13 protein-coding genes are annotated in these 10,275 nt (G+C 62.8%); 6 read left to right on the forward strand and 7 right to left on the reverse strand.

Going from position 1 to position 10,275, the window contains the following annotated elements; genetic code table 11:
• Positions 1-180: 180 nt before the first annotated feature.
• The 5 genes from VFL62_RS12930 to VFL62_RS12950 form a co-directional block, all read right to left on the reverse strand.
• The gene (locus VFL62_RS12930) at positions 181-318 is read right to left on the reverse strand and encodes a hypothetical protein (RefSeq protein ID WP_325172773.1); all 138 of its coding nucleotides are present in this window, start codon (positions 316-318) and stop codon (positions 181-183) included.
• A gap of 146 nt (positions 319-464) precedes the next feature.
• Positions 465-881, reverse strand: coding sequence for a hypothetical protein (locus VFL62_RS12935; RefSeq protein ID WP_325172774.1), 417 nt, complete (start codon positions 879-881; stop codon positions 465-467).
• Between the two features lie 178 nt (positions 882-1,059).
• Positions 1,060-1,800, reverse strand: coding sequence for a hypothetical protein (locus VFL62_RS12940; RefSeq protein ID WP_325172775.1), 741 nt, complete (start codon positions 1,798-1,800; stop codon positions 1,060-1,062).
• Positions 1,801-2,122: 322 nt separating this feature from the next.
• The gene (locus VFL62_RS12945) at positions 2,123-2,557 is read right to left on the reverse strand and encodes a nuclear transport factor 2 family protein (protein WP_325172776.1); all 435 of its coding nucleotides are present in this window, start codon (positions 2,555-2,557) and stop codon (positions 2,123-2,125) included.
• Between the two features lie 182 nt (positions 2,558-2,739).
• Positions 2,740-3,009: a hypothetical protein gene (locus VFL62_RS12950; RefSeq protein WP_325172777.1), complete on the reverse strand. Its 270-nt coding sequence runs from the start codon at positions 3,007-3,009 to the stop codon at positions 2,740-2,742.
• 185 nt (positions 3,010-3,194) lie between these two features.
• Here VFL62_RS12950 and VFL62_RS12955 point away from each other — a divergent pair, with 185 nt between their 5' ends.
• From VFL62_RS12955 to VFL62_RS12970, 4 genes are all read left to right on the forward strand, one after another.
• Entirely contained in the window at positions 3,195-4,304 is a 1,110-nt protein-coding gene (locus tag VFL62_RS12955; protein WP_325172778.1) for an alpha/beta fold hydrolase, read from the forward strand.
• Positions 4,305-4,413: 109 nt separating this feature from the next.
• Complete coding sequence (locus VFL62_RS12960; RefSeq protein WP_325172779.1) at positions 4,414-5,064, forward strand: cysteine hydrolase; 651 nt, start codon at positions 4,414-4,416, stop codon at positions 5,062-5,064.
• 69 nt (positions 5,065-5,133) lie between these two features.
• Positions 5,134-5,364: a hypothetical protein gene (locus VFL62_RS12965; protein WP_325172780.1), complete on the forward strand. Its 231-nt coding sequence runs from the start codon at positions 5,134-5,136 to the stop codon at positions 5,362-5,364.
• A 193-nt stretch (positions 5,365-5,557) separates the two neighbouring features.
• Entirely contained in the window at positions 5,558-5,857 is a 300-nt protein-coding gene (locus tag VFL62_RS12970) for a hypothetical protein (RefSeq protein ID WP_325172781.1), read from the forward strand.
• A 409-nt stretch (positions 5,858-6,266) separates the two neighbouring features.
• On the opposite strand, the gene VFL62_RS12975 is transcribed toward VFL62_RS12970, so the two are convergent.
• Together VFL62_RS12975 and VFL62_RS12980 are read right to left on the reverse strand one after the other, a co-directional pair.
• On the reverse strand, positions 6,267-6,455 hold the full coding sequence (locus VFL62_RS12975) for a hypothetical protein (protein WP_325172782.1): 189 nt from the start codon (positions 6,453-6,455) through the stop codon (positions 6,267-6,269).
• A gap of 256 nt (positions 6,456-6,711) precedes the next feature.
• A complete protein-coding gene (locus tag VFL62_RS12980) occupies positions 6,712-6,978 on the reverse strand; it encodes a hypothetical protein (RefSeq protein WP_325172783.1) in 267 nt (88 codons plus the stop codon).
• Between the two features lie 316 nt (positions 6,979-7,294).
• On the opposite strand from VFL62_RS12980, the gene VFL62_RS12985 reads away from it, so the two are divergent.
• Both VFL62_RS12985 and VFL62_RS12990 read left to right on the forward strand, forming a co-directional pair.
• Positions 7,295-9,604: a caspase domain-containing protein gene (locus tag VFL62_RS12985; protein WP_325172784.1), complete on the forward strand. Its 2,310-nt coding sequence runs from the start codon at positions 7,295-7,297 to the stop codon at positions 9,602-9,604.
• Positions 9,605-9,816: 212 nt separating this feature from the next.
• On the forward strand, positions 9,817-10,275 hold the full coding sequence (locus VFL62_RS12990; protein WP_325172785.1) for a nuclear transport factor 2 family protein: 459 nt from the start codon (positions 9,817-9,819) through the stop codon (positions 10,273-10,275).

Genomic DNA, 10,275 nt, shown 5'->3' on the forward strand with positions numbered 1-10,275 from the left:
GATTTATTTTTGCGACCGTCACTGTTGCGGTGATGTTCGCGACCGGCATGGTGGTGAAGGGCTATGCCGATGGCGCCTATTCGCTCGAAAGCGAGCAGGTCGCCTCGCGATAGGTCAGATTCCGCTAACCATAGCCGTAAAAGACCCGCGCAAGGCGCCGACGTCCAAGCGTCTTTATTTTCATCGGCTCCAGATCAGCGCGAGCACCACCACGGCCGCCACGAGCAGGCCGACAAAGCGGATCATGATGGTCGCGACATGGTGGGGTGGCGCGTGCAGCGGAATTGGATCGCTGTTGTCGGGCCGGACGGTCTTCATGCAGGAAATCCCCAAAGTTACCTGCACTTGGTCGCCAGCCGGCTACAAAAGGTTCAAGTCGCGCCATCCTGACACGCGTTCGTCATCTCAAACGTCGGGCCGGGGAATGCCCGGCCCGAACGCGTCCATCACTGGCGAACTTATTGTCAGCTGTTGCGCAGACCGTCCGCGGCGCGTTTCCACTGCGCGACGTTGTCGGCGATCATGCGGGTCGACTTCATTGCCGCCTGGCTGAGCTGGGCATAGCCCGAAATCTCGCGCTGCACCCGCTGCCCTTCGGCATGCAGGATGTCGCGCAGGCTTTCGAGTTCCGAAATCAGGTTCTCGATTTCGGCAAGCGACGTCCCGGCGACGCGCTGGATCAGCGAATTGACATTGGTCACCGTCGCCTCCGCGGTTGCATCGGTCACGTCGGTGCCCCCAATCGTGCTCGGCGTCGGACGACGCAGATAGGCGATGTCGTTGCGGACGAAGTCGCGAATGCCGGCCTCGACTTCGGAGGCCGCATCGAGATTAGTGTCCTCTTCAATCGATTCAATCTTTTCGGAACGAATGGCGTTCATCGGCTGCTTCCCTGTTTCGCGTTGGTCGCGACCCGCGGGTGTCCCCCCGCACGTCGATGTTGACGGGACCATCAGGGCTTCCGATTTTGACCGCATCGCGGCCAATATACGGCAATGAAGGTGCTTTCACGGGGCGATACCACGCGAACTCCGGAATCGGAGCCGCGGTCGTCGGTCGCTACCAGCTCTGTTTGAAACCGGCGGAAATGCTCTTGTTGGCAATGCCGAGCGGCGTTTCCGCGATCGAGCCGGAAATATTGAAGCCGCCGACGATCTTCTGCTCGGCTCCGATTTTGCGCAGCCATTTGTCGTCGGTCGTCGAGAGCGATTGGCCGGCGGAAAAGCTGGTGCCGGTCTCCGTGATGCCCAGTTTCGCCGATTGTTCGGTCGCATAGCTGGTGCGGCCGGTGCCGCCCGGCATCGGCGCAAACCCCTGCGTCATGTTGTAGCCGTTCTGCAGGGTGAGCGAATATTGATCACCCACCTGGAGCGACTTGGTCAGGGAAGTGCCGAATTTGCCCTGATCCTGCGCCGGGTCGATCCGCGCTTCGACCGACGTCTTGTCCCAGATCGAGCCGACGCCGCCCGCCGTCATACTGGCCCACGCCGAGCCGGAGGATTGCGGCTCGCTGCCGCCATTGCTGGCTTTCTCGGCTAGCAATTCCGCAAAAGTCTGCGGCTGGCGCACGACGGTCATGTCGGCGCCTACCCGCGTGTCCATAAACGGCGAAACCGGCTGCTTGACCGAGACCGCTGAGCCATAGGCCCTCTCCTGAGATGACCAAGCCATGCCGCCTGACGCTGACGCGCGCGGGCCGGCGGGCAATTGCTTGGGATCGGTCGCCATCAGGGTGGACGCATCGACGTCGAGCAGGCTCCAGTCGATGTCCAGATTGGCGACATCGGCATCTTCAGCCATGGCCGCCGCATCTTCTACCGCGTCCCGATCGCTGTCTTCGCGCGGCTGCGGCTCGGCGGGCCAGGGCGACACCTTGGGAGCGGTTGGCAGAGGTACATCTTCCAAAGACTTGGGAGCCGAGGATTTGGGAGCCGAGGATTTGGATTGGGCGTGAGCAGTCCAGTCGCTTGCCGCCAGCAAAAGCAACCCGGCCAAGCCGTATCCGATCCTGGAAATCATTAACCCCGCTCGCTGGCCTTGCGATCAGCCAAGGATGATGGCTCATCGCCGCACGAATGTGGCGTGTAGCATCGGCGCCCGCAAGAGCGATCGCCGATTAGACTTAAGAGGCGATGCGCGGCAGATGAATGGGGTGGCCCAGCGCCTGCTCCACCAGGTCGAAGGTGTCGACCAGGATACGGATGCTGGCGAGCTTGCCCGCCCTGAACTGTGCAAATTGCGCCAGTCGCAGGCTGATCGGCTTGTTGGCATCGAGCATGGTCAACGAATAGCGCATCATCGAGGCGGCCGTATCGGTACCGAGCATGATGGATTCGCGATCGAACCGGTGCACGCGGATGTTTTCGGCGACGCGCCGGATCACCTCGAGCACGGCAGCCTTGCCGCGGCGGGCGCCGAAGAACGGAAACATATCGATCGGGCCATAGACAGCCCAGTCGACATCATCGTCGATCAATGCTTCGAGGTCTTCATGCTGGCGCTCGTTGATCGCGCGATGCAATGCGCGCGAGAAACGCCAGAGACTATGCTCCGTCATGACTTCGTTTTCCCAAACTGGATTTTTTCGTCAGCGGCCGGCCCTGATGGGCGTCATTGGCGACGCCGTGCCGGAAAACGCTGATTCCGCCGCATTCGTTGCAGCGCTAAAATTTGAAGTCTGAATTAGTCGAAGTTCGCGGAAATGCAAATGCAATTTTGCATTGCACAAATGCGGGGCGCCTACCTGCGTTCCTGACCGGCCGCTGATTCGGTCTCCACGGCGATTTCGTCGTCGCGCGCCGCCATGACGCCGAACCAGGCGGCGCCGCCGAGGCTGCCGATCATGGCGCCGGCCGGCATGAAGCTGAAAAAGACCAGCATGCCGCTATACCCTTCAAAATCCGTGGTTTTGAAGATTTCGATCCACGCGAGCCCGGCACCGATGCCGAGCGCAGCGCCTCCGATCGCCCCGAATACCAGGCCGAGCAAGGCGAATAGCGCGATTTTCATGAGGGATTCGGTCCGAGGGTGCGGGATGCCCCTCTGGTAGTCGGTCGAGGCACAAGAAGGTTCATAACTGGCCCGCGGATTTTGTGCGTCACCCGCGACGGCTTCACAGTCCTGACTTGCCCGACTATCGTCTGGCGCAACCGGCCGCGAAGTCGGACAAACCGGAAAAACAGGGGGGAATACGCGTGAAGAGCATCATCCATGCCGTCGGATCGGGCCTGTTGATTTCGCTGTTGTCGTTGCCGGCGGCTGCGCATACGGCGCAGCAGCCGCCGCACCAGCTTTACAACGAAGGCGATCTCAAGCTCGAGAGCGGCGAGACGATCAAGGATTTCTCGATCTCCTACGTCACCCATGGCAAACTGAACGAGACCAAATCGAACGCCATCCTGATGGTGACGGCGCTTGGCGGCAATCATCACCGCATCGACTTCATGATCGGGCCCGGGAAGGCGCTCGACCCCGACAAATATTTCATCATCTGCACGGATGCCATTGGAAACGGGCTTTCGACTTCGCCGAGCAATTCCAAGGCACAGCCGCGCATGAGCTTTCCGAAATATCTCATCCGCGACATGGTGGAATCGCAATACCGTCTATTGAAGGAAAAATTCGGTATCGATCATGTGGTCGCCGTGATCGGCCCGTCGATGGGCGGCATGCAGGCGCTGCAATGGGGCGTCAGCCATCCCGATTACATGGATGCACTGGTCGCTATGGTGCCGCTGGCGAAGACGCCCGCCTGGAGCGTCGCGGTGGTGGAAGCCACGCGCAAGGCAATCATGAACGATCCGGCATGGAACGGCGGCAACTACGATACGCCGCCGGAAAAGGGCGTGCGGCTGTGGCGCGACATCCTCAACCTGCTCTCGGCGCGGACGCCCGACATGTACTCCGCGCAGTTTCAAAATGGCATGGATGCGCTGCCCTGGATGGAGCAGCAGGAGACGGCGGCGATGAAGGCGTTCGACGCCAACGATTATATCTACCAGACCTTTGCCTATGAGCGTCACGACGTCGGCACGACGCCGGGATTCAATGGCGACACAGCCAAGGCGCTGGCCTCGATCAAGGCCAAGACGTTGATCATGACCGGCACCAAGGATCTGCTCAATCCGGAATTCGAGCCGAAGGAGGCCGGCAAGAATATCGTCGGCGTCAAGATGATGACGATCAGTCCGGGCACGGTCACCGGCCATGCTTCCGCCGGCGGCTTCATGCCGGCCGATGTGGAGTTCTTGAACCGCGAGGCCGCAGCGTTTCTGGACAGCGTGGGAAGCGCAAAATCGAAATAGGCGACCTTCGCCGGCCTCCCCGAATGGCCGGCGACATTCATCTGGGCTCGTGGCAAATTCCGGCCCGTTTTGTCGGCTAAAAACCAGCGCGACGAAAAGAGAGGCTTCAATGAAACGGGTATTTGGGATCGACGTGCCGCAAACGCTCGACGATGTGTGTGACCGCACCAAGCTGGCGCTGGTCGTCTATGACATGCAGGTCGGCATTGTCCGCCAATTGAAGAACGGCGAAGCGGTGACGAAGCAGGTGGCGCGTATTCTCGAAGCGGCGCGCGCGGCGCAGATCCGGATATTTTTTACCCGGCACATGTCGTTGCCAAAGGAATTGATGGGCGCATTTCAATATCGCATGGCGATGGCCTGGCAGCGTACCGACGATCCCGCCAAGGTCGAGCCGTGGTTCCTGCGGGACTCGCCGGGTTTTGCGATCGTTCCCGAGCTGACGCCGCGGCCGAGCGAGGCGATCTTCGACAAGCTTGCAATGTCTGCCTTTGAAGGCACGCCACTCGAATTTGCGCTACGTGACTGCGGCATCACGGCGGTCGCGCTTGCCGGGATCGCGATGGAAATCGGCATCGAGCCGACCGCGCGCCATGCTGCCGATCTCGGTATCGTCCCCGTCCTGATCGAGGACGCATGCGGTGCGGGTCATCTCGATGCGGCGCAGCGCTCTTGCGAGTCGCTGCGCTTTGCGGGTGATGCCATCATGACCGATACCGAGGGTTTTTGCGCCGCTCTCGCCCGCGCAAAACGAAGTTGAGTCCCGCAGTGGGAACCGGAGTTTTCGTGCGTTGTTGAAAATATTGACGGCTTTCAGGAGATATTTCGCATGAAGAACCCCCTTGCAGTTTTCGCCGCTATTGCTTTCGCGCTGGCTTTGCCTGCGACCGCCGAGGCCAAAGGTTGCCTGAAGGGCGCCGTGGTCGGTGGCGTTGCTGGTCACTACGCCGGTCATCACGGCATGCTCGGCGCCGCCGCCGGTTGCCTCTATGGGCGCCACCATGCCAAGCAGCAGGAACGTCAGCATCAGAGTCAGGACAGCGGCCAGAACGGGATGTGAGGGGCGAGAACGCATTTCGCCGCGTCATAGGTCGCCCGCCGGCGCAGGGTGGGGAAAGCGGCGTGCTACAGCGACGTCGGAGGCAACGAATATTCCCATGCCGGCGCTGCCAAACGGATAAACTTAATTTTACGCGACAGCCGCGCTGAACCGGCTCAACCTCCGCATGTTCCGAGACCTGCGGGAGGCGTGGATGCGCTACTCCAAGAGCCGGCTCCTGACGTTGACCGTTTGCGCAATGGCGATCGCTCCCTTCGTTACGATGAGCGCGGCGCAAACAAGCGGCCGCCACATCAGAAAGCACCACCACGGCATCAACCTTGTGCGCAGCCCGGTACGCGATTCCTGGGCGGCCGCCCCGTCCGTCGCGCCACCGCCGGCGCGCGCCGGCCAGGCGTGTCCAGGCAACGCGCGCGCCGTCGATTGCACGGTGTGGCCGCCTCCGATCGATGAAGATCCTGACCGCAAGGCGACGAGCTCGGATGGCGGATGAAACGAAATAGACGGGAGAGGTGGATGCGCCACGCTGGGTTGGGGTTGTCGATACTCGCGGCCGCCGCGAGCGCCTCGGTTGTTGTCGGAACCGAGAGCGAGGCCGCCGGGCGGAATGTACGAAAGCACCACCAGCGGATGAGCCCGTATTGGGGCAACACTTATCGGGACGGCAATTACCGGGACAGCGCGTGGGCTTCGGGCCAACTGCGGCCGGTAGCCCGGCCGCCGGCAGGCGACGTCTGCCCGGGCAGCGGTCGCAGCTTCGACTGCAAGATTTGGCCGCCGCCGTTCGACCAGGACCCTGACCGCAAGATCTCAGGGTCCGACGGAGGAGGGTGAGGGCGAGAGCCGTCTCATCCGCCCGGGCAAAGCCCGAACCGACGCATTACTGCACGTTGCCGCTTGCTTCAGAAAAGCAAGGGGGACGGCAGATGCAGGGCATTGAACAGGATCGCCAGCACGGCCAGAGAGATGCTGATGCCGGAGAAGACGAGAACACCTTCGAGCGCGGGGTTATGCGTGGCCTCCGGCATCCCCAGGGAAATTACCGCCGGTTTTACCGTCCTGATATTCTCGGCCAAAGCAAGCGTGCGCATGGGTCTAACCTCATTTTGCCGGCCCGTCCGAGCTGAAGGCTCTGGCGGGCAATTTCAAATGACACAGTTAGTCTTACCCGCTCCGGCGTTGCGGTCTTTGATCTGGTGCAAACAGGATCAAATTCGAAGTAGTTTGACAGTGCTGCTGTGGCGGCTCGGAAATTCGGGCCATAGCCGAACGGAGCAACCTTGTTTCTTCGAACGGCTATGACCGGCCATGGTCGGAAAGTGCGGTGTCGCCCGTGATCCGCGACAGCTATAGCAAAACAGGTGAGGGCAGTTGCAGGTAGCTGAAGATTGCGGCCAGCACCAGCAATCCAAGGCTGAGCCCCGAAAAAAGCAGGATGCCTTCGAGCGATCCGTGCCGGGTTCTCGTCTTGTGCGCGGGAAGGGCGGAAATTGCTGACGCTTGTGCCGCCGGGATGGTTTGTCTCAAAACAAGTGTTGGCATAAACGAACCTCGTGCCTGCAATGCTGTTGCCCTGCCCATCACTTTGTTTTTCGGCTGTGCGATCAGGTTCAACGAAAAGCGAACGGAACCTGAAATGGAACCGAACGCAGGCCCGCCGTTTGAACCGCTCTCCCGCAACCGGGCGGGAGCCGCCGGCCGGCAATCCGGAAGGCGGCGGAGCCGGATCGAAAAGTTCTCGAGCCGAAATGGACCGGGGGCATAGCTGATCCTGCCGGGCCATGGCTGGCGCTTTGTCCTTCGTTGCCGATAATGACTGGCGACAACGCGCGGATGGCGGCACTTTTATGCGGCTTTTATATCCATCCGTTCAGGGGGCATTCAGCGAGCGCCTGCTCAAGCTGCTTTCCATAAACGTGAGGGGAACGTCATGCGACGCGTCAGAAGCATTTTCTTGTCTCTTTCATTTTGTCTGCTGGCCATAGGAAACCTGGTCGAGCCTGCGGTTGCGCAACAGCCCGCGGAAAAGCGCGTCGCGCTGGTGGTGGGCGATGGCAATTACGAAGGGACGCCGCTTGCCACCGCCGCCAACGACGCGGGCCTGATTGCGCAAACCCTCCAGGCCGCGGGTTTCGATGTCATAGGGGCGCGGGACCTCGATGCGGACGCCTTGCGCAACAGCCTTCGCGATTTTATGCAGAAAGCCCAGGCAGACCCCGCCAACACGGTGGCGATGATCTATCTCGCCGGCTACGGCATGCAACTTGCCGGTGAGAACTATTACATCCCGGTCGACGCGAAAGTCAGCCGCGACACCGACATCCCGACTGAGGGATTGCGGATCAGCGACTATACGCGCCAGCTCGCTGCCATTCCGCTCAAGGCCAGCATCGTCGTGCTCGATGTGGCAAGGCAGCAGCCTTTCATTCAAGGCGGCAACCCGATCGCCGGCGGTCTTGCGCTGGTCGATCCGTCGCCGAACATGCTGATCGCCTTCAACGCCGCGCCGGGCACGGTTGCGCCGAACGACACTGGTAACTACGGCGTCTATGCGCAGTCGCTCGCCGAAATGATCCGTACCGGCGGATTGTCGCTGCCCGACGTGTTCGACCGCGTGCGGCTTCGCGTCAGCGAAAGCAGCAAGGGCGCACAGGTGCCCTGGGACGAGCAGAAGATCCAGGCGCAGTTCTCGTTCTTCGAGCGCGCGCCGGACGCGCCGCCCGTCCAGGGCCCGTCCGATCAGGTCGCGGCGTTTCGCGACAAGCCGATCCGTGATCTTGGTGCGCAGGATGCTTTTGCTGCCGCGCTCGCCCGCGACACCTTCCAGGCCTATGAGGATTTTCTCGTCGCCTATCCCCGTGATCCGCTCGCCAAACGGGTGCGGGCGATTCTTGCCGCGCGGCGTGAGGCGATCACCTGGCGGCGCACCTATCTGGCCGATACGCCCGACGCCTATTGGTCGTATCTGCGCCGTTATCCGGAAGGGCCGCACGCGTGGGATGCGCGGCGGCGTCTGAGCTATCTCTCGGCAGCGCTCGAGCCGCCGCCGTCCTTTCCGGTGATGGATTATGACGTACCGCCGCCGCCGCCGGACGAAATCGTCTATGTCGATCGCCCGGTGCTGTATTTCGGCGATCCCGACTTCGACTTCGCACCGCCGCCACCGCCGCCGATTTACTACCTGCCGCCGCCGCCGCCGGACTTCGTCGTGCTGCCGCCGCCGATCGTGGCGATCGGCGTGGGGGTGGGCATCGGCGTGGGATTGTTCGTCCTGCCACGTCCGGCCTTCGTGCCGCTGCCGGTCTATTGTTCGCCCCCGGTCTATGTTGAGCGACCGGTCAACAACATCATCGTCAACAACATTCACAACACGACCGTCATCAATACGGTGATCAACAACCCGTCGCCGTCGCCGGCTGCGATCGCCGCTGCGGCCGGTCCCCGGACGGGTGCGACGGGTCAGACTGCGCCGACGACGCTTGGCCCGAGCCTGCCGACGCATGTCCAGCAGCGCGCGACGCTGATCCAGCAAGGCAAGTTGCCACCGCCGCCGAGTGCCTCGATCAATCCGCGAGCTCCGGGTGTGACGCCGGCGAATCTTCCTCAAGGTGGCGGCACTCAGCCGCAGCCGGGTGGCAATCAGTTGCGCCAGGAGTTGCCGAAGGCGAACGTGCTGCCGGTTCCCGGACAGAAAGGCGCGCCACCGCCGCCTCCGGGCACGGTTGGCCCGAACCGGCTCTCCAACACCCCGCCGGAACCGGGCCGGCCGAATCTGCGCGACGAAAAGGGCGCGCCGGGTGCGCCGGGCAAACCGCCGGTCGTGCAGAACCAGACCAGCCCGACGGCGCCAACGACGACTTCGCCGACCACCACGCCGAATTTGCGCGAGCACGACAGGCGAACGCCTCCGCCCTCCGGCGCGACGGCGGCGCCATCGAAGCCAACTCCGCCACCTCCGCCACCGAAGCCGGAGACGCGGCGGGCGCCGCCTCCGCCGCCTCCACCACCTCCGAAGCCTGAGAGGCGGCGCGCGCCGCCGCCACCGCCTCCGCCGAGGGCTGCACCACCACCGCCGCCCCCGCGGGCCGCGGCGCCGCCACGGCCGGCACCGCCTCCGCCGCGCGCGGCCCCGCCGCCTCCACCGCGCGCGGCCCCGCCGCCGCCGCCGCGACCGGCGCCACCGCCGCCACGACCAGCGCCGGCTGCGAAGAAGTGTCCGCCCAATCAGCCGAAGTGCTGAGGTTTTCCTTCACCTCTCCCCGCTTGCGGGGAGAGGTCGGGTTGTGCGGAGCGCAATCCGGGTGAGGGGCTGAAGCAACAGCGCTGGTTGTGGTTACGGAACGACGTTGCAAGAGGTCGTCACGGCCGGGCTTGACCCGGCCATCCACGTCTTGAATCCTGGCGAAGCAGATCGTGGATGCCTGCGGGTGCGGGCACGAAGCGGAGCCCCACATGAATCCGTTATCGATCGCCAACGCCGAAATCACGAAATTCTTTCATGCGTGGCTGGAGACCTTTGCAAGCTACGTCCGCGAGGTCGACTACGCCGCCGCGAAACCGCTCTTCCATCCCGACGTGCTCGCCTTCGGCACTCACAACGACGTCATCCCCGGCCTCGATAAATGGGTACTGACGCAATGGGATCATGTCTGGCCGAAGACATCGGACTTCCGTTTCAATCTCGATCAGACGCAGGTGCTGGCCTCAAGCGACGGCGGCACCGCAATCGTGATCGCGCCGTGGACCTCCATCGGCTACCACGAAGACGGCAAAGCGTTTCCGCGGCCGGGACGCGCGACGATGGTGTTTTCAAAGGATGGCGACAAGTGGCTGTGCACGCATTCGCACATGTCGCTCAACCGCGGCGTCCCGCAGGCAAGTCACGCGAACAGGCCGGTGAAGGCGTGGTGA

This window comes from Bradyrhizobium sp., assembly GCF_035701725.1.
GTDB lineage: Bacteria > Pseudomonadota > Alphaproteobacteria > Rhizobiales > Xanthobacteraceae > Bradyrhizobium.

What these genes read in the sequence shown, in the direction of transcription:
- VFL62_RS12930 (WP_325172773.1), bottom strand. Translation starts at nt 318, where the DNA reads ATGAAGACCGTCCGGCCCGACAACAGCGATCCAATTCCGCTGCACGCG.
- VFL62_RS12935 (WP_325172774.1), bottom strand. Translation starts at nt 881, where the DNA reads ATGAACGCCATTCGTTCCGAAAAGATTGAATCGATTGAAGAGGACACT.
- VFL62_RS12940 (WP_325172775.1), bottom strand. Translation starts at nt 1,800, where the DNA reads ATGGCTGAAGATGCCGATGTCGCCAATCTGGACATCGACTGGAGCCTG.
- VFL62_RS12945 (WP_325172776.1), bottom strand. Translation starts at nt 2,557, where the DNA reads ATGACGGAGCATAGTCTCTGGCGTTTCTCGCGCGCATTGCATCGCGCG.
- VFL62_RS12950 (WP_325172777.1), bottom strand. Translation starts at nt 3,009, where the DNA reads ATGAAAATCGCGCTATTCGCCTTGCTCGGCCTGGTATTCGGGGCGATC.
- VFL62_RS12960 (WP_325172779.1), top strand. Translation starts at nt 4,414, where the DNA reads ATGAAACGGGTATTTGGGATCGACGTGCCGCAAACGCTCGACGATGTG.
- VFL62_RS12965 (WP_325172780.1), top strand. Translation starts at nt 5,134, where the DNA reads ATGAAGAACCCCCTTGCAGTTTTCGCCGCTATTGCTTTCGCGCTGGCT.
- VFL62_RS12970 (WP_325172781.1), top strand. Translation starts at nt 5,558, where the DNA reads ATGCGCTACTCCAAGAGCCGGCTCCTGACGTTGACCGTTTGCGCAATG.
- VFL62_RS12975 (WP_325172782.1), bottom strand. Translation starts at nt 6,455, where the DNA reads ATGCGCACGCTTGCTTTGGCCGAGAATATCAGGACGGTAAAACCGGCG.
- VFL62_RS12985 (WP_325172784.1), top strand. Translation starts at nt 7,295, where the DNA reads ATGCGACGCGTCAGAAGCATTTTCTTGTCTCTTTCATTTTGTCTGCTG.
- VFL62_RS12990 (WP_325172785.1), top strand. Translation starts at nt 9,817, where the DNA reads ATGAATCCGTTATCGATCGCCAACGCCGAAATCACGAAATTCTTTCAT.